This window comes from Azospirillum sp. UENF 211521 (genome assembly GCF_058780535.1).
Genome location: NZ_JBSNCF010000001.1, coordinates 336,202 through 354,356, shown reverse-complemented (window position 1 = coordinate 354,356; position 18,155 = coordinate 336,202). Strand labels below are relative to the sequence as shown.

The 18,155-nt window shown below is 70.5% G+C and carries 17 protein-coding genes; 11 read left to right on the top strand and 6 right to left on the bottom strand.

The annotated features are described in order from the left end of the window. Positions 1-39 precede the first annotated feature (39 nt). On the top strand, positions 40-471 hold the full coding sequence (locus ACWPN5_RS01645) for a CBS domain-containing protein (protein ID WP_492293883.1): 432 nt from the start codon (positions 40-42) through the stop codon (positions 469-471). A 72-nt stretch (positions 472-543) separates the two neighbouring features. Here the strand turns inward: ACWPN5_RS01645 and ACWPN5_RS01640 are convergent, their stop codons facing one another. The 3 genes from ACWPN5_RS01640 to ACWPN5_RS01630 all read right to left on the bottom strand — a co-directional run bounded on the left by ACWPN5_RS01640 (position 544) and on the right by ACWPN5_RS01630 (position 4,482). Further along, complete coding sequence (locus ACWPN5_RS01640; RefSeq protein ID WP_145683128.1) at positions 544-1,275, bottom strand: TerC family protein; 732 nt, start codon at positions 1,273-1,275, stop codon at positions 544-546. 122 nt (positions 1,276-1,397) lie between these two features. Further along, complete coding sequence (locus ACWPN5_RS01635) at positions 1,398-1,835, bottom strand: RNA-binding S4 domain-containing protein (protein ID WP_200477678.1); 438 nt, start codon at positions 1,833-1,835, stop codon at positions 1,398-1,400. Between the two features lie 133 nt (positions 1,836-1,968). Next, positions 1,969-4,482, bottom strand: a complete 2,514-nt coding sequence (locus ACWPN5_RS01630) for a helicase-related protein (RefSeq protein ID WP_492293881.1) — start codon at positions 4,480-4,482, stop codon at positions 1,969-1,971. Between the two features lie 172 nt (positions 4,483-4,654). Here ACWPN5_RS01630 and ACWPN5_RS01625 point away from each other — a divergent pair, with 172 nt between their 5' ends. Further along, entirely contained in the window at positions 4,655-6,301 is a 1,647-nt protein-coding gene (locus ACWPN5_RS01625) for a hypothetical protein (protein WP_492293879.1), read from the top strand. Positions 6,302-6,649: 348 nt separating this feature from the next. Beyond that, positions 6,650-8,539, top strand: a complete 1,890-nt coding sequence (gene htpG / locus ACWPN5_RS01620) for a molecular chaperone HtpG (RefSeq protein ID WP_492293877.1) — start codon at positions 6,650-6,652, stop codon at positions 8,537-8,539. 103 nt (positions 8,540-8,642) lie between these two features. On the opposite strand, the gene ACWPN5_RS01615 is transcribed toward htpG, so the two are convergent. Both ACWPN5_RS01615 and ACWPN5_RS01610 read right to left on the bottom strand, forming a co-directional pair. Beyond that, positions 8,643-9,836 carry a sensor histidine kinase gene (locus tag ACWPN5_RS01615; protein WP_492293875.1) on the bottom strand — a complete coding sequence of 398 codons (1,194 nt, stop codon included), beginning with the start codon at positions 9,834-9,836 and terminating at the stop codon, positions 8,643-8,645. A gap of 103 nt (positions 9,837-9,939) precedes the next feature. Beyond that, positions 9,940-10,881, bottom strand: a complete 942-nt coding sequence (locus ACWPN5_RS01610) for a transglutaminase family protein (RefSeq protein ID WP_145683101.1) — start codon at positions 10,879-10,881, stop codon at positions 9,940-9,942. A gap of 177 nt (positions 10,882-11,058) precedes the next feature. Here ACWPN5_RS01610 and ACWPN5_RS01605 point away from each other — a divergent pair, with 177 nt between their 5' ends. The 4 genes from ACWPN5_RS01605 to ACWPN5_RS01590 all read left to right on the top strand — a co-directional run bounded on the left by ACWPN5_RS01605 (position 11,059) and on the right by ACWPN5_RS01590 (position 13,187). Continuing rightward, entirely contained in the window at positions 11,059-11,493 is a 435-nt protein-coding gene (locus ACWPN5_RS01605; RefSeq protein WP_038525613.1) for a Fur family transcriptional regulator, read from the top strand. A gap of 162 nt (positions 11,494-11,655) precedes the next feature. Further along, positions 11,656-11,898 (top strand): hypothetical protein, encoded by a 243-nt coding sequence (locus tag ACWPN5_RS01600; RefSeq protein WP_145675830.1) that lies wholly within the window; start codon positions 11,656-11,658, stop codon positions 11,896-11,898. Positions 11,899-11,978: 80 nt separating this feature from the next. Next, positions 11,979-12,677: an HAD family hydrolase gene (locus tag ACWPN5_RS01595; protein ID WP_492293873.1), complete on the top strand. Its 699-nt coding sequence runs from the start codon at positions 11,979-11,981 to the stop codon at positions 12,675-12,677. 111 nt (positions 12,678-12,788) lie between these two features. After that, entirely contained in the window at positions 12,789-13,187 is a 399-nt protein-coding gene (locus tag ACWPN5_RS01590) for a response regulator (protein ID WP_200479176.1), read from the top strand. Here the strand turns inward: ACWPN5_RS01590 and ACWPN5_RS01585 are convergent. Then, a complete protein-coding gene (locus ACWPN5_RS01585) occupies positions 13,182-13,910 on the bottom strand; it encodes an SAM hydrolase/SAM-dependent halogenase family protein (RefSeq protein ID WP_200479175.1) in 729 nt (242 codons plus the stop codon). The two genes, ACWPN5_RS01590 and ACWPN5_RS01585, sit on opposite strands and share 6 nt — an antisense overlap. A gap of 231 nt (positions 13,911-14,141) precedes the next feature. On the opposite strand from ACWPN5_RS01585, the gene ACWPN5_RS01580 reads away from it, so the two are divergent. From ACWPN5_RS01580 to ACWPN5_RS01565, 4 genes are read left to right on the top strand one after another with little or no spacing between them, the layout of a single operon-like run. Beyond that, a complete protein-coding gene (locus ACWPN5_RS01580) occupies positions 14,142-15,104 on the top strand; it encodes a metal ABC transporter solute-binding protein, Zn/Mn family (protein ID WP_492293870.1) in 963 nt (320 codons plus the stop codon). A gap of 22 nt (positions 15,105-15,126) precedes the next feature. After that, positions 15,127-15,945 carry a metal ABC transporter ATP-binding protein gene (locus tag ACWPN5_RS01575; RefSeq protein ID WP_492293868.1) on the top strand — a complete coding sequence of 273 codons (819 nt, stop codon included), beginning with the start codon at positions 15,127-15,129 and terminating at the stop codon, positions 15,943-15,945. Continuing rightward, positions 15,942-17,162 (top strand): metal ABC transporter permease, encoded by a 1,221-nt coding sequence (locus ACWPN5_RS01570; RefSeq protein ID WP_145683084.1) that lies wholly within the window; start codon positions 15,942-15,944, stop codon positions 17,160-17,162. Before ACWPN5_RS01575 ends, ACWPN5_RS01570 begins: the two co-directional genes overlap by 4 nt. Further along, on the top strand, positions 17,159-18,145 hold the full coding sequence (locus ACWPN5_RS01565) for a metal ABC transporter permease (protein WP_492293866.1): 987 nt from the start codon (positions 17,159-17,161) through the stop codon (positions 18,143-18,145). Before ACWPN5_RS01570 ends, ACWPN5_RS01565 begins: the two co-directional genes overlap by 4 nt. Positions 18,146-18,155: the final 10 nt, after the last annotated feature.

The following is an 18,155-nucleotide window of genomic DNA, read 5'->3' as shown; positions in this document are numbered from 1 at the left end:
CAGCGCTTGAGTTTGTAAACAAATTACAAATTGGGGGAAATGATGAAGCGGAAGCTGGTTCCGGACGTGGTGAAGTCGCAGGAACTCATCCTGGTGACGGAGGACACCTCCGTCCTGACCGTGTCGAAGCTGATGGCGGAAAAGAACATCGGCGCCGTCCTGGTGGTGAACCACGGCGACCTCGTCGGCATCGTCACCGAGCGCGACCTGAACAACAAGGTGCTCTCCACCCAGATCGACGCCTTCGAGACCGAGGTGTCGACGATCATGACCCGCAACCCGGACACCCTGCCGCCGGACGCGGACGCCATCGACGCGCTGACCCTGATGCAGTCGAAGCATTACCGCCACCTGCCGATCACCCAGGGCAAGCGCGCGGTCGGCATCGTCTCGATCCGCGACCTGTTCAAGCTCGCCTACGAGCATCTGGTCGAGGAGGTGGAGTTCCGCGACGGTCTGATGCGGACCTGACCCGGAAAGGCGAACGGGCCGCCCCCGCGAAGGGACGGCCCGTCGGAGGACCCGTTCAGGAGGGCCGGAGCGTCAGTGCGCTTCGGCCTTCTTCCGTTTGCGGCGGGCGGCGGCCATCAGGTTCAGCGCCTCGACCAGCGTCGAGAAGGCGATGGCGAAGTACAGGTAGCCCTTCGGGATGTGGAAGCCGAAGCCGTCGGCGATCAGCGCCACGCCGACCAGCAGCAGGAAGGACAGGGCCAGCATCTTCACGGTGACGTGGCGGTTCACGAAGTCGCCCACCGGGCGGGCGGCGAACAGCATCACCGCCATGGCGATGACGACGGCGGTGATCATCACCGGCAGGTCGTTGGACATGCCGACCGCGGTGATCACGCTGTCCAGCGAGAACACGATGTCGAGCACGATGATCTGCCCGACCACCGCGCCGAAGCTGGCGAGCTTGGGGGCGGCGCTGTCCTCCTCGTGGCCTTCCACGGTGTTGTGGATCTCGATGGTGCCCTTGGCCAGCAGGAACAGGCCGCCGCCGAGCAGGATCAGGTCGCGGCCCGAGAAGCCCATGCCGAGCACGGTGATCAGCGGCTCCGTCAGCGTCGCCACCCAGGAGATGGAGGCGAGCAGCGCGAGCCGCATGATCAGCGCCAGCGCCAGACCGAGCTGCCGGGCCTTCTGCTGCTGGTGGACCGGCAGCTTGGCCGCCATGATCGAAATGAAGATGATGTTGTCGATGCCGAGCACGATCTCCAACGCGGTGAGCGTCAGGAGGCTGGCCCAGACCTGCGGGTCGGAGAACAGTTCGAGCATGGGGGCGGCGGGCTCCGAAAAAGTCGGCCGTTGCGGGATTATTTTGCGCAGATGAGGTTGCGGCGCCCGAATGGCAATGGCCCCGCCCGCGCTTCACCGCCGCTTTTCCCGGCTGTTCCGGCTTACTCCTCTCCGTGCAGCTGGTCGAGCGCCCGGCGGTCGCGCTTGGTCGGGCGGCCGGCGCCGGGCTCCCGCGGGGCCGGCGGCGCGCGGTAGGGGTCCTGGATCGCCTCCTCGCGCACCGGCGGGGCGAGGTCCTCGTAGAGGGCCTGGGCCTCCGGCGCCGGGCCGCGCCGGCTGCCCAGAGCAACCACCTTGATGACGCGGATGTGCCGCCCCTGGGCGAAGGTCAGCACGTCGCCGGGCTTCACCGCGTAATGCGCCTTGCCGACCACCGTGCCGGACACCCGCACGCCGCCGCCGTTGCACAGCTTCGCCGCGAGGCTGCGCGTCTTGAAGAAACGCGCGAACCACAGCCACTTGTCGATCCGCAGCCGCCCCGCCGGGGTGGGGTCGGAGCCGGAGTCGGGGAGATCGTCATCGTCGTCGAGGTCGGTCATGCGGGGCCCCCACCCTCCCGCGCTGCCGCGCGGGTCCCTCCCTCCCCCGCTGCGCGGGAGAGGGAAAATTTGCGAAGTCCCCTCCCTCGCCGAAGGCGGGGGAGGGTCAGGGAGGGGGCAAAAGCAAATCTCTTCATCCAATTCCCGAAAGCTGGCGCAGCTTGGCGAAGGGGTGGTCGGTGTTGACGGGGGCCTCGCGGCGGGGCTTGTGGCGCGGGTTGCGGCGGCGGCGCCAGGAGACCGCCCCATCCTCCGCCACCGAGCGGGTGTAGCCAAGCCCCTTCATCACCGCGCCCAGCTCGTCCGGCTTGGCGCCGATCATCTGGGCCAGCGCCGGCTCGGCCACCGTCCGGCCTTCCTTGGCGGCGGTCAGCAGCTCGGTCTCCAGCCGGTCGAGCATGTCCACGCGCAGCGCGCGCGGCCCGGCCGCCGGGTAGCCGATGGCGTCCCAGAAGGCGGGCGGCGCGCCGGTCGCCTCCACCGAGACGCGGCCCGGCGGCGGGATCGGCACCGGCAGGGGCAGGCGGTGCTTCACCGCCCACAGCAGCCCGCGCAGCTCCACCGCCCCCGGCTTGGCGAGCGCCGTCAGGTAGAGGTGGGACACGCCGAGCCGCACCCCATGGCGGGACAGCGCCTTGCGGTCGGCCTTCTCCAGCCCTTCCACCATCGGGGCGACCGGCGCGCGGGGCAGCGCCCCCATGTTCTCGACGAGCTGGAAAGCCAGCCCGCGCGCGGCGCCCGTCAAATCGTCCGCATCGCGCAGCGCCAGCAGGGGGCGCAGCCGGGCGGCCACGCGGTCCTTCAGCCAGCGTTCCAGCCGGACGCGCACGCGGTCGAGCTGCCCCTGGTCGAGCAGCCCCTCGTCGAAGGGCAGGACCGCCGGGGTCAGCACCGACGGGCCGGGGCCGAGCCGGGCCACCGGCAAGCCGTCCGCTGTCAGCACCCCGTCCGGACCCAGAGCGAACACGTCGTCCGGCTCCTGCTCGAAGGCGCGCAGGCGGGACGCCACCTCCTCGCGCAGCGCGCGGCGGGCGGCGGTCAGCAGGGACTTGGCCTCCTCCGACCGTTCCGGGGCGTCGGGGACGAAGCGGAAGCCCTCCAGCCGGCCCACCGGATGGCCCTCCACCACCACCTCGCCGTCGGCGCGCACGCCGCCGATCAGCTCCCGCCCGTCCTTCAGCGTGCGCGCCAGCGTGGCCGAGCGGCGGTCGATGAAACGCTGCGTCAGCCGCTCGTGCAGGGCGTCGGACAGCTTGTCCTCGATGGCGCGGGTGCGCGCCTGCCAGTGCACCGGGTCGGTCAGCCAGGACGGCCGGTTGGAGATGTAGGTCCAGGTACGGATGTGGGCGATGCGGGCGACCAGCGCGTCGATGTCGCCCTCGGTGCGGTCGAGCCGGGCGATCTGCTTGGCCGCCCAATCCTCGTCCAGCCGCCCGATGCCGGTGCGCAGCTGCCGGAAGATCTGCCCGAGCAGCCGGGTGTGGGCGTCCGACAGCACCTTGCGGAAGTCGGGGACCTGGCAGACCTCCCAGAGCAGGCGCACGTTGTCGCGGCCCTTGGCGAGGTCCATCACCTCATGGTCGCGGACCAGCGCCTGCAGCGCCAGATGGTCGTCGGCGTCGCGGGCGCGCAGCAGCTCGGGGATCGGCGGGCGCTCCTCCAGCGACTTCAGCAGGAAGCCCGGCGTGTCGAAGCGCAGCTTGCTGTTGCGCCACATCAGCGTCTTGATCGTCTCGAACTGGTGGTTCTCGACGCGGTCGACCACGTCGGCCTCCAGCTCCCCCACCTCGTCGGTGGTGCCGAAGGTGCCGTCGCGCATGTGTCGCCCGGCGCGCCCGGCGATCTGCGCCACCTCCGGCGCGCGCAGGCGGCGCGGGGCGAAGCCGTCGAACTTCACGATGCGGGCGAAGGCGACATGGTCGACGTCCATGTTCAGCCCCATGCCGATGGCGTCGGTCGCCACCAGATAGTCGACCTCCCCCGCTTGATAGAGCCCGACCTGGGCGTTGCGGGTGCGCGGGGACAGCGCCCCCAGCACCACCGCGGTGCCGCCGCGCTGGCGCCGGATCATCTCGGCCAGCGCATAGACGTCGGTCGCCGAGAAGGCGACGACGCAGGAGCGCGGCGGCAGGCGCGTCAGCTTGCGGTAGCCGGCGTAGGTGAGCTGCGAGAAGCGCGGCCGGCTGATGAACTCGGCCCGCGGCACCAGCCGGCGGATCAGCGGCTGCACCGTGTCGGAGCCGAGGAACATCGTCTCCACCAGCCCGCGCGCGTTGAGCAGCCGGTCGGTGAAGATGTGCCCGCGCTCCGGATCGGCGCAGAGCTGCACCTCGTCCACCGCCAGGAAGTCCACCGCCCGGTCGAGCGGCATGGATTCCACCGTGCACACCCAGTAGGACGGGCTGGGCGGCAGGATCTTCTCCTCCCCCGTCACCAGGGCCACGGCGTTCTTGCCCTTGATCGACACGATGCGGTCGTAGTTCTCGCGGGCCAGCAGGCGCAGCGGAAAGCCGATCATCCCCGTCCGGTGGCCGAGCATGCGCTCGATGGCGAGATGGGTTTTCCCGGTGTTGGTCGGCCCCAGCACGGCGACCACCCGGCCACCCGCACCCAGACCGCCCCCGGACGAAGAAAGGACAGAGGTCATAAGCGTAAGTTTTGGGCCTGGGGACCGGCAATGCAAGCGTCAGGGCGGCCGTGCCATGCTGCAACGCCCATCCGGGGCCGAACTCTTTCGGAAACGGTATAAAACCTCGGGCCGATGGACGGGCGCCGGTTATCCCGTCTACCCTGGCGCGCTCCACCCTAAGGGATTCCTCATGCGCCGTCTTCCCGCCCGTCCGCTCGCCGCCGCGCTGATGCTCGCAACCCTGGCGCTGCCGCCCGCCGCCGCCCGCGCCGAGGCGCCCCCGGTGACCGAGGACGGGGCCAGGGCGCTCGCCGCCGCGCTGAAGGACGGGCTGGCCCGCTGGTTCCCCAAGAGCGAAGGCGACGAAACCGAGCTGCGCTGGACCGGCGAGCCGGTGGCGACCCCGGCCGGCGACCATTACGAGGTGGCGCTGCCCGCCCTGGCCGCGGTGTCGGACGATGGCACCACCGCCGACATCGGCACCATCCGTCTGACGGTGAAGCCGCAGGACGGCAACACCCACGCCGTCACCGCCACCCTGCCCGACCGCGTCGCCATCCTGGACAACGGCAAGCCGTCGGCCACCGTCAAGCTGGGCCGCCAGCGCATCAGCGCCCTGTGGTCCGGCGCCTACGAGACGGCGCTGTCCATGGACGCGGAGCTTGGCGACCTGTCGGTCACCAGCGACCGCAAGGGCAAGAAGGGCAAGAAGGACGAGAGCGCCCTGACCGTCGGCGCCATCACCGTCGCCGGGGAGCTGAAGCCGGACGGCACCGCCGCCGCCGGCACCCCGCTGTGGAGCGGCCCCGGCGCCCTGTCCGTCAGCAACCTGCGCTTCCTCGACGAGACGAAGAAGGAGGTGCTGAACCTCGGCGGCCTGACGATGGAGGGCACCTACACCCGCGTCGACCTCGCCCGCGCCGACGCCATGCAGCGGCTGACCCAGACCCACGCCCTGGCCGGCACCCAGCCCCCGGCCGCGGAGCTGATCCCGCTGATGCAGAACCTGATGGGCGGGGCGAGCGGACGCGTCCGCCTGTCCGGCCTGACGGCCCTGAACCCGGAGGACGGCACCCGCCTCGCCCTCGGCCAGCTCGTCCTGCGCGGCAGCGCCGAGGACCTGGACAAGCCGATGGCCTCCACCACCTTCGGGATCGAGTCCAGCGGCCTGACGCTGGAGCCGGAAGTGGCCCCGAAGGCCTTCATGCCAGACAAGCTGGACATCCAGATCAGCACCGCGAAGCTGCCGACCGCCTCGTTGTGGCGGGCCTTCGCCGACCTCGCCACGCTCGCCGAATCCCAGGCCGCCGCCGGTGAGGAGGATGAGGAAGAGGGTGAGGGCGAGGAGGAAGCCGCCCTGCCGGACGATGGCGCCGATGTTGGGACCGACGAGGCGGCGATGACCGCCATCGGCAACCGGCTGATGGGCGCCATGGCCGAGGTCGGGACGGAGCTGCGCATCGACCGCTTCGTGGTGAACACCCCGGCGGCCTCCGGCACCATGACCGGCGCAATGCGCATGGCCGCCAACTCCGCCTTCGGCGCGGTGGGCAGCAGCACCGTGCTGCTGCGCGGCCTGGACGCCGCCACCAAGGCGATGCAGCCCAAGCCGGGCAAGAAGGCCGACGAGAGCACCCAGAACGCGCTGGGGGTGATCGCCATGCTCCAGGCCTTCGGGCAGGCGTCCAAGGACGACGCCGGCAACGATGTGCGCAGCTACAAGATCGACGTCACCGAGACCGGCCAGTTCCTACTGAACGGGGCGGACATGAGCGCGCTGATGGGCATGGGCCAGCCGGCGCCGGAGCCGGAACCGATCCAGGGCAAGAAGCGCTGAGGCTGCGGGGCCGGGTTGCCCCCACCCTTCCCGCTTCGCGGGCCTCTTCCCTCCCCCGCTCTCGGCGGACCAAAGGTCCGCCTGTCGCGTCAGCGCAAACCTTTGGTTTGCGCGAGAGCTGCGCAGGAGAGCGAGTTCATCCCCTTCCCTGCGTTAGCGGGGGAGGGTTAGGGAGGCGGCAACGCTCCCCCAAACCCACCACTCCGGTTGCGAAACTCCAGCGCAACGCCAGCCGATCGCTCTTGCATGGGGCGGCGCGCTCACACATATCTGCGCCGTCCTCCGGACCCACCGGCAAGCCCATTACAAACAAGCCCACCACCAACAAGAACGATCAAGGATGACACCATGACCGAGGAACGGCTCAGCTTCCAGGCCGAGGTCAGCCGCCTGCTCGACATCGTCGCGCACTCGCTCTACAGCGAGAAGGAAGTCTTCCTGCGCGAGCTGGTCTCCAACGCCTCCGACGCCTGCGACCGGCTGCGCTACGCCGCGCTGACGCAGCCCGAACTGTCCGCCGACGACCCGAACCTGAAGGTCCGGCTGGTCGTGGACAAGGAGGCGCGGACCCTCACCGTGGCCGACAACGGCATCGGCATGAACCGCGAGGATCTGGTCGAGAACCTCGGCACCATCGCGCGCTCCGGCACCGCCGCCTTCATGCGCAACCTGAAGGACAGCGCCAAAGAGGGCGAGGCCAAGAAGGACGTCAACCTGATCGGCCAGTTCGGCGTCGGGTTCTACTCCGCCTTCATGGTCGCCGACCGGGTGGAGGTGCTGACCCGCAAGGCCGGAGAGACGCAGGGCTGGCGCTGGCTGTCGGACGGCAAGGGCGAGTTCACCATCTCCGACGTCGCCGACCTGCCGCGCGGCACGCAGATCAAGCTGCACCTGCGCGAAGGCGACGACGAGTATCTGGAGGAGCACCGCCTCTCCGCCATCGTCCGCAAATACTCCGACCACATCGCCATCCCGATCCTCTTCGGCGAGGGCGAGGACGCCAAGTCGCTGAACAGCGCGTCGGCCCTGTGGATGCGCTCCAAGAACGAGATCACGGCGGAGCAGTACACGGAGTTCTACCACCATGTCGGGCACGCCTTCGACGATCCGTGGCTGACCCTGCACTGGCGGGCCGAGGGCGCCATCGAATACACGAACCTGCTGTTCGTGCCGTCCTCCAAGCCGTTCGATCTGTTCGACCCCAAGCGCGCCCACCGGGTGAAGCTGTACGTCAAGCGCGTCTTCATCACCGATTCGGCGGAAGGCCTGCTGCCGCCCTACCTGCGCTTCCTGCGCGGCGTTGTGGACAGCGAGGATCTGCCACTGAACATCAGCCGCGAGATGCTCCAGCACAACCCGATGCTGGCCAAGATCCGCGCCGGCATCACCCGCCGCGTCCTGTCGGAGCTGGGCAAGAAGGCCCGCGACGCCGAGAAGGCGGAGGAATACGCGGCCTTCTGGGAGAATTTCGGCGCCGTCCTCAAGGAAGGCCTCTACGACGACTACGAGCACCGGGACGATCTGCTGAAGCTGATGCGCTTCCGCAGCACCGCCGGTGACGGTCTGGTCTCGCTGGAGGAGTATCTGGCCCGCATGAAGGAAGGCCAGGAGGCCATCTTCACCATCAGCGGCGACGACATCGAGACGCTGAAGCGCAGCCCGCAGCTCGAAGGCTTCAAGGCCAAGGGCGTCGAGGTGCTGTTGCTGACCGACCCTGTGGACGAGTTCTGGGTGCCGTCGGTCGGCAGCTTCCAGGACAAGCCCTTCAAGTCGGTGACCCGCGGCGGCGCCGATCTCGGCAAGATCCAGGGCGGCGAGGAGAAGCCCGCCGAGGAGAAGGCGTCCGAGGGCGAGCTGACCGACCTGCTGGTCCTGCTGAAGCTGACGCTTCAGGACGTGGTGAAGGACGTCCGCCCGTCGGAGCGCCTGACCGACAGCGCCGTCTGCCTCGTCGCCGACGAGAACGACATGGACATGCATCTGGAGCGCCTGCTGAAGCAGCACAAGCAGCTCGGCATGGACGCCCCGGCGGCCAAGCGCATCCTGGAGGTCAACCCCGCCCACCCGCTGATCAAGCGCCTCGCCGAGCGCGCCAAGGCGAGCGGTGCGGCGACCTCGCTGGACGACGCGGCGTGGCTGCTGCTCGACCAGGCGCGCATCGTGGAAGGCGAGGCCCTGCCCGACCCCGCCGCTTTCGCCCGCCGTCTGGCCAGCGCGATGGAGAAGGGGCTGGCGTAACCCGCTCCCGTTGCCCCCTCCCTAACCCTCCCCCGCTTCGCAGGGGAGGGGACCCAATCTCCCTCTCCCGCGCAGCGGGGGAGGGCCGGGGTGGGGGCAAAGGTTACCCCCCCACCCGCTCCACCGGGAAGACCAGCGTCATGGTGGTGCCGCGGTCGGGGGCCGTGTCGATGTCCAGCCTCCCCCCGTGAAGCTCCACCAGCCGCTTGGTCAGAGGCAGGCCGAGGCCGGTGCCGATGTGGTTGCGGCCCAGCGCGCTGTCGATCTGGCCCCAGGGCTCCAGCGCCTTCTCCAGCTCATCGGCGGTCATGCCGATGCCGGTGTCGTGCACCGACAGGCACAGTGTCCCGTCCGCCGCCACGCGGCCGTTCAGGGTGACCACCCCGCCGGGAGGCGTGAACTTCACCGCGTTGGACAGCAGGTTCAGCAGCATCTGCCGCAGCTTGCGCTCGTCGGCGCGCAGCGGCGGCAGGTCGGGCGGCAGGTCCGTGTCGATGCCGACCCCGGCCCGGCCGGCGCGGTCGGACAGCAGCCGGGCGCTGCCCATGGCGACGCGCGGCACGTCCACCAGGGATTCGGCCAGCTCCAGCCGCCCGGCCTCGGCCTTCGACAGGTCGAGCAGGTCGTTGATAAGGTCCATCAGGTGGCGGCCGCTTTCCGCGATGTCGCGGGCGTAGTCGCGGTAGAGCGGGTTGGCGATCGGTCCCAGGACCTCCTGCTCCAGCAGCTCCGCGAAGCCCATCATGGCGTTCAGCGGGGTGCGGATCTCATGGCTCATGCAGGCGAAGAAGGCGGTCTTGGCGCGGTTGGCGCGCTCGGCGGCGCGGCGGGCCTCGTCGAGCTGGCGGGTCCGCTGAATGATCTGCTCGTCGGTCCGCGCCAGCAGGGCCACCCCCGACCCGATGCCGAGGTACCGCCCGTCCTCCAGCACGGCGAAGCCGGAAGCCAGCGCGCCGGGATTGTCCTGAATGATCCGCCGCGCGACCTCGCAGAGCGGAAGGTCCGCCTCGACCAGCAGCGGCACCGGGTCCATCGCCGTCCGCGCCAAGGCCTCCGGATCGGCCACCCCCGCCAGCGCCACGCGGTCCACCAGCCCAAGAACGCGTCCGTCCTCCGCCGTCACGGCGAGCGCCGGCAGGCCGGGTTGGGCGGCCAGCCGGTCCCGCAGGGCGCGGCAGGGCGTGTCCGGCCCGACGGACGGCTCACGGACGGCCAGCAGGCCCGCGACCAGGACGGGGGCGGCCTCCGTTTCCGGCGTGCCGCTGGGGGCGGGACTGGTCGGATCGGGATCGAGCACGGGGTGACGCAGCCTCGTCTGTCGGATGGGACGGTCGGTCCGGCACCGAAACGGCCCCGGACCCTCCATTCTGGCAGACGTTCGTTTGCAATTGGTTGCCGTGTCAGGCGGCTCCGGCCGCCGGCACCGGGTTTTGCAGAGCGTTGCCGGCACCCGTCCCGCCGGTCGCCGTGACCTGTACATCCACCGTCATGCCGAGGAAGTCCGCCGGCGCCCCGGTCCAGGAACCGCCGAGCGGCACCGCCTGCGAGGGGTCGCGGGCAACGGCGACGCGGATCAGGTTCTTGCCGCCGATGATGCCGTTGGTCGGGTCGAACTCCACCCAGCCGCAGCCCGGCAGATAGATCTCCACCCAGGCGTGGGTCGCCCCGCCGCCGGTCATCGCACCCTCCTGCCCGTCCCGCGCGGGATCGTAGAGGTAACCGGACACGAAGCGCGCCGCGAAGCCCAGCGAGCGCACCGCTTCCATCATCAGAAGCGCGAAATCGCGGCAGGAGCCGCTCTTCCACGTCAGGGTGTCCACCGGGCTCTGGGTGCCCTCCAGGTCGCGCGCCTGATAGGTGAAGGTCTCCTTGATGGCCCGGGTCATCGACACCAGCATGTCCTGCGTGTCGGGCGGGCCGCCCTCGCCCAGCGTCACGAACTGCCTGGCCCATTCGTCCACCAGATGCTCGGGGTCCGGATAATGCCGCTGGGTGGTCAGCGCCAGATCCGGCACCTCCTCCGCGGAATAGCTGAAGGGATAGGAACGCGCGTAGTCCTCGATGGGGAATTCCAGCTCGCCCATCGGGTAGTGATCGACCCGGATGTGGCTTTCGAAGCGCAGCTCCGTCGCCGGCTGGTCGAAGCTCGCCACCGCGATGGAGTTGCCGAAGACGTCGTGGAGCCAGCGGACGGAGGCCGGGGGAGGGCTGATCACCAGCCCCGTCTCGATCAACCGTAGATCGTGGCTGTCGCGGGGCCGGAACATCAGGCGATGGTCGCCGAAGGTCACCGGGTTGGCGTAGCGGTAGGTGGTGGTGTGGTGGATGTCCAGGGTCATCATGGCGCGCGCCCTTTCCGTAAGCCGACACCAAACGTCGGCGTTTGTGAATGGTTCCGAATCACAGTATGGTGCTCGGGCATTCGGGGGCCGTACCGGGGAGGGACGGCGACCAGCGCAAGGACCGGGCCACATCGGCCGGAATATGCGCGCCCATGAGACGACAACAAGGGGACTTCCATGCCTTCGCGCCTCGAACAGCTCTGCATCGAGAAAGGGCTGAAGATGACCGACCAGCGCCGCGTGATCTCGCGCGTGCTGTCGGAGGCCGCCGACCACCCCGATGTGGAAGAGGTTCACCGCCGGGCGTCCACCATCGACCCGCGCATCTCCATCGCCACCGTCTACCGCACGATGCGCCTGTTCGAGGATGCGAACGTCATCGACCGGCTGGACTTCGGCGACGGCCGCGCCCGCTACGAGGAAGCCGGGTCGGAGCACCATCACCACCTGATCGATCTCGAATCCGGAAAGGTGGTGGAGTTCCAAAATGAAGATCTCGAACGGCTGAAGGAAGTCATAGCCCGCGAATTGGGCTATGAACTGCTCGGCCATAGGCTTGAACTGTATGGTGTTCCGCTGAGCCGCCGCACCACCACATCGGAGGGGGAGTAACGACCGGGCGTGCCCGTTGCTGAGTCCTTTGGGACTCGCCGGGCACCATCCGGACGATAATCCCATCAATTGCGGGTTGCGCCGGGCGCGGGTCTGTCCAGAGGCGATGCGTGGTCCTAGCTTCAGGAACGCACACGAATCATCGACGGACCAACCGCCGCCATGGACGACACGAACAACGACCCGGTTCTCGCCCGCCTCGACCGGCTGACCGACAGCGTCACCCGCCGTCTGGACAAGCTGGAGGAGCGTCTGCGCATCCTGGAGCAGGACAACGGCGAGATCATCAACCTCCTGATCGCCGTCAAGGCCGGGCTGGAGGAATGCGCCGGAGAAATCGCCATGGGCGAGATGCTCATCGACACGGACGACGCGGACGATTCCCCCAGCCCGTCGCTGCACTAAGTTGCCCCGGAAGTTGCCCCGAACGGCCCCGTTCAAAGCATTTGGCTTGTGACGCGGCGCGTTCCGCCGGATAAGGGCGCATGCAGACCAGCGCCACTCCCGTTTTCGACGCCATCGCCTCCGGCCCCTCCACCGGAAGCCCCACCACACATGGCGCCGGCCCCCTGGCCTCCATCGCGCCGGGGGTGGCCTTCTTCGACTTCGACGGGACGCTGATCCACGGCGACAGCCTGCTGATGTTCATCGGCGAGGTCATCGGGCGCAACCGCGCCCGGCTGGCCTTTCTGGACGCCCTGCGCTCCGGCCTGCACCGCCACGCGCGCGGGCGCGGGCCGGGGGTGGATTTTCCGGGATCGATCAAGACCATCCTGCTCCGCCGGACGCTGCGCGGCGTTCCGCTGGCCGACGCGCTGGTCGCCGCGGAACGGCTGGTCCACCGCATCCGCTGGCACGCCCCGCTGGTCGAGACCCTGAAGATGCACCGGCGCGAGGGGCGCCGGGTGGTTGTCGCCACCGGGGCGCTCGACGTCTACATGCCGGCCCTGCTGCGCGAACTGGAGGTCGATGATCTGCTCGCCACCGGGATGGAGGTGGAGGACGGCGCCCTGACCGGACGGCTGTGCACCGGCAACTGCGTGCGGCTCGACAAGCTGGAGCGGGTGCGCGGCTGGATCGCCGCCAACGGCCCGTTCGGCGAGACCTGGGGCTACGGCAACCGGCCCAGCGACCTGCCCATGCTGTCCATCGTCGACCGCCCCACCGTCGTCAAGATCCGCTGACGTCGGTATCCGCTGATCGGGCGGCGCGTGCCGCCCATGGGGATTTGCAACCGGCTTCCGCGTGGCGTAGAAAACCGGTCAGATTCCAGGAAAGCCCGTGGTGGGACCCGCATGACGACCGGCTTTTCCATCGACGCCGACATCCGCCCGCCCGGCCAGGGAGGCCGCCGCGCCGTCATCGCCGACGACGATCCCGGCCAGCGGGACGCGCTGGCGCGCCATCTGGCCGAACGCGGCTTCGCCGTGTCCACGGTGTCCGGCGGCTTCGAGGCGCTGGGCCTGATCGGAGCGGAGGGGCCGGCCGTCGCCCTGCTGCGCCGCCGCCGGCCGGAGGACGAGGGTGACCGGGCCGCGGCGTTGGCCTGCATGCTCTACCCGCACACCCGGATCATCCTGACCGCCGGCGCGCCGGACGCCCAGTTGGACGCTGAGCCGGGCAACAGCCCGGTCACCGTGCTGGCCCGCCCCGTGGACCTGGCCCTGCTCGACCGCTGCCTGGACGGGCTATAGGACGACCTCCACCGGCATTCCCACCGCAAGCCCCCCATCACGGTCGGCGCGGCCCCGGTTGACGGCGATCTCCGCCAGACCGCTGGAGTTCGCGTACCACAGCGCCTCCCCCACCGGGACGTCGGCGAAGGTCCGGCCCCGGCGCACCGTGCGCCCGCCGGCCCGCAGCACCGCGTCCTCCGGCAGCCGGTCGGCGCGCAGGCCGGTCATGGCGTTGCCGTAGACGTCCACATAGACGATCCGCGCCAGATCGTCCGGCCAGTCGGCGCGCGCGAGGCCGGCCAAATCGACGGGCTCCAGCGCGACCGGGTTGCCCATGGCGAGGCTGGCCGCCACCGGGGCGAACAGGTCCCGCCCGTGGAAGCTGGCCGACAGCCGCTCCGGCCGCCAACCGATGCTCCAGGCGCGCACCGACCCGGCGCGCCGCCGCACCAGTTCGAACAGGCCGTTGTCCGGCCCGACGAAACGGCGCCCGTCGGCCTCCACCACCAGCGGGCGGCGGTCGGTCCCGACGCCGGGGTCCACCACGCAGAGGAAGACGCTGTCCGCCGGGAATTCCGGAGCGTAGGCGGCCAGCAGATAGGCCGACAGCTGCGGGTCGAAGGCGGGCGCGTCGGCGAACAGGTCGATGACCGGCAGGCCCGGCGCCATCCGCGCCAGCACCGCCTTCATCTGCCCGGTGTAGGGGCCGGACAGCCCGAAATCCGTAAAGAGCACGATCATCCCGCCACTGTAGCGCACTCCACCCCGTTCGGTAAGACACGGATCGTCACGATCCGCCTTGCAAGGCCGGAGAGGCGGTTCATATATTCGTGGAACGCAAATGCACTCCAACCCGTTTACTTGGACCCTCCACCCTAACCTTGCCGATCTTTGTCGGGACCAATGAATATGAACATATGTTCAAAAACCTTCGCGACAAAGAGCCTGACGAAGTTTATCGCGACCGCTGTCTTGGCGATTGGCTTGGCCGCTGCCCTGCTGCTGCCGGGAGCGGCGCGGGCCGAGGGTGAACGGCCCCAAGGCGAGCGCCCGAAGATCGTCGCCACCACCGGCATGGTCGCCGACCTCGTACGGGCGGTGGCCGGCGACCGGGCGGCGGTGGAGGCGCTGATGGGCGAAGGCGTCGATCCGCACCTGTTCAAGCCCACCCGCTCCGACACGGTGAAGCTGCTGCGGGCCGACGCGGTGTTCATCAGCGGCCTGCATCTGGAAGGCAAGATGACCGCCGCCTTCGACCGGCTGCGCGAGTCCGGCAAGCCGGTGGTGGCGCTGGGCGACGCGGTGCCCAAGGAGCGGCTGCTCAGCCCGCCCGAGTTCGAGGGCGCCCACGACCCGCACATCTGGATGGATGTGGGGATCTGGGCCAGCACCCTGCCGTCCATCCGCGACGGGCTGACCCGGCTCGACCCCGCGGGCGCCGAGGCGTACGCCCGCAACGCCGACGCGTACGGGGCGGAGCTGGCGCGGCTCGACGCGTACGCCCGGCGCATCCTCTCCTCCATCCCCGGCAAGGCCCGCGTGCTGGTCACCGCCCACGACGCCTTCAACTATCTGGGCCGCGCCTACGGGATCGAGGTGCGCGGCATCCAGGGGATCAGCACGGAATCCGAAGCCGGCCTGCGGATCATCGAGGAACTGGCCGCTTTGCTGGCGGACCGCGGCGTGCCGGCGGTCTTCCCGGAGACCAGCGTGTCCGACCGCAACGTCCGCGCCTTGGTCGAAGGGGCGGGCGCGCGCGGCCACCGGGTGACGCTGGGCGGTGCCCTGTTCTCCGACGCCATGGGCGCGCCGGGCAGCTATGAAGGCACCTACATCGGCATGATCGACCACAATGTGACGACCATCGCCCGCGCGCTGGGCGGCGAAGCACCGGCCGGCGGCTTCCAGGGCAAGCTCGCCCTGGCGCAGCGCTGACGCGGCGGAGGAGGAACGGACCATGCAGTATCTCTGGCGCACCCCCGGCAGCCGCACCGCCCCCGAGGAGGCCTCGCCCATCGGGCCGCCTCCTCTGGAGATCCGCGGCCTGACCGTCGCCTACCACCGCCGGCCGGTGCTGTGGAACGTCGACTACGCCGCCCCGTCGGGCGGGCTGATCGCCGTCGTCGGGCCGAACGGGGCGGGCAAGTCGACCCTCATCAAGGCGTGCCTCGGGCTGGTTCCGAGCGTGTCGGGAACGGTCGAGGTGTTCGGCCGGCCGATCGCCAAGCAGCGCCGCCTGATCGGCTATGTGCCGCAGCGCGAAAGCGTGGACTGGGACTTCCCCGTCTCGGCGCTCGACGTGGTGGCGATGGGCCGCTACGGGAAGATCGGCTGGTTCCGCCCGGTCACCCGCGCCCACAAGGAGGCGGCGCTGCACGCGCTGGAACGGGTGGGCATGGCCGACTTCGCCAAGCGCCAGATCGGCCAGCTGTCCGGCGGACAGCAGCAGCGCGTCTTCCTGGCCCGCGCGCTGGCCCAGGAGGCGCAGCTCTATTTCATGGACGAGCCCTTCGCCGGGGTGGACGCGGCGACGGAGCGCGCGGTGCTCCAGGTGCTGCGCGACCTCGACGCCGCCGGGCGGACGGTGATCTGCGTCCACCACGACCTGCAGACGGTCAGCGACTATTTCGACCACGCGCTGCTGCTCAACACACGGGTGGTTGCCCAGGGGCCGGTCGCGCGGGTGATGACGCCCGACCTGCTGTCCCGCACCTACGGCGGACGGCCGATGCCGGCCCCGGCGGCATTGGGGGCATTGGGGGCGGAGGCGTCATGATCGATCCCCTGTTCGAGGAGGCCCTGCGCATCCTGACCTTCCAGTCCGGCTTCAACAGCGCTGTGGTGGTCGCCGGGACCGCCGCGCTGGGGCTGGCCGGCGGGACGGTCGGCACCTTCCTGCTGCTGCGCCGCCGCGCCCTGGTCAGCGACGCGCTGAGCCACGCCACCCTGCCCGGCATCGCCGTCGCCTTCCTGGTCGGGGCGGCGCTCGGCCTGCCGGAGCGGTCGCTGCCGCTGCTGCTGGCCGGGGCTGTGGCCAGCGGGGTGGTCGGGCTGCTGACCGTGCAGGCGCTGTCCCGCTTCACCCGGCTGACCGAGGATTCGGCGATCGGCGCGGTGCTGTCGGTCTTCTTCGGGCTGGGTGTCGTGCTGCTCAGCGTCATCCAGAATTTGGAGCTGGGCGGGCAGGCCGGGCTGAAGACCTTCATCCTGGGCCAGACCGCCGCCATGGCGCAGGGCGAGGCCATCGCCATCGGCCTGCTGGCTGCCGGGGCGGCGCTGGCCGTCGCCCTGCTGTTCAAGGAGTTGCGGGTCCTGGCCTTCGATCCCGGCTTCGCCGCCGTGCAGGGCTGGCCGGTGGGGGCGCTCGACCTCGTGCTGATGGGGCTGGCGACGCTGGTGACGGTGATCGGGCTCCAGACGGTGGGGCTGATCCTGGTGGTGGCGCTCCTCATCATCCCGCCCGCCGCGGCGCGCTTCTGGACCGACCGCCTGCCCGCCCTGACGTTGATCGCGGCGGTGATCGGCGCGCTGTCCGGCTGGCTCGGCGCCACCCTGTCGGCCCTGCTGCCCAAGCTGCCGGCCGGTGCGGTGATCGTCCTGGTCGCCGGGGGCTTCTTCCTGCTCAGCTTCCTGTTCGCCCCGGCGCGCGGGCTGGTTGCCGCCGCGCTGCGCCAGGGGCGGCTGCGCCTGACCTTCGCGGAACGGCGCGCCCTGACCGACCTGTTGGACGGCCGGCCGGTGCAGGGTGCCGCGGCGCTCTGGCTGCGCCTGCGCGGCTATGTCCGGGACGATGTTCGCAAGGGGGGCGCCCTGACCCCCGCCGGACAGGCCGCCGCCCGCGCGGCGGCGCGCGACCGCCGGCTGTGGGAGCGTTTCCTGGCCGACTACCCGGCCCTGCTGCCCGCCCACGCCAATTGGGGCGTCGACCCCATCGACTCGGTGCTGCCCGGCGACATGGTCCGGCTGCTGGAGGAGCGGAGCGCCCCGTCATGATGCCCGACGTCCAGGAATTCCTTCAGATCGACGCCCCCGCCCTGCTCGCCGCGGTGCTGGCCTGCGCCTCCTGCGCGCTGGTCGGCAACTTCCTGGTGCTGCGGCGCCAGGGCATGATGGGCGACGCGGTCAGCCACGCCATCCTGCCCGGCATCGTCGGCGGCTTCCTGGTCGCCGGCACGCGGGAGACGCTGCCGATGATGCTCGGCGCGCTGGCCGCCGCGGCGCTGGCCGGCCTGCTGATCGAGGTGGTGCGGCGGCTGGGCCGGCTGGAGTCGGGCGCCGCCATGGGCGTCGTCTTCACCGTGATGTTCGCCGCCGGCGTGGTGATGATCGAGCAGGCGTCGGCCGCCGGCGTCGACCTCGACGCCGACTGCGTGCTCTACGGCCAATTGGAGACCATCCTGTGGCTGGCCCCCCAGGGCTGGGCGTCGCTGACCGATCCGGCGGTGTGGGCCGCCCTGCCGCGGGAGGTGCTGACGCTGGCCGCGGTCTTCGCCCTCTGCGTCGCCCTGGTCGGGCTGTTCTACAAGGAGCTGAAGATCACCACCTTCGACCCGGCGCTGGCCTCCACGCTGGGCATCCCGGCCGGGCTGTTCCATTACGGGGTGGTGCTTCTGGTCGCCGCCACGGCCATCGCCGCCTTCGAGGCGGTGGGCTCCATCCTGGTCATCGCCATGCTGATCGCCCCGCCCGCCGCCGCCCGCCTGCTGACCGACCGGCTGGCCGCGCAGATCCTGCTCAGCGTCGCGCTGGGGGTGCTGGCGGCGCTGGTGGGCTACGGCGCCGCGGCCTTCGGGCCGATGCTGCTCGGGGTCTCCCACTCGCTGAACGCGGCGGGGATGATCGCGGTGGCGTCCGGCCTGATCCTGGCGCTGGCCGTCCTGTTCGGGCCGCGCCACGGCCTGCTGGGCCGGCGCCGCGCCGTCGGCCGGCTGCGCGCCGCCCCCGGATTCGTTGCTCCGGAGGCGCAAAAGCCGTAACGTTTTCGCC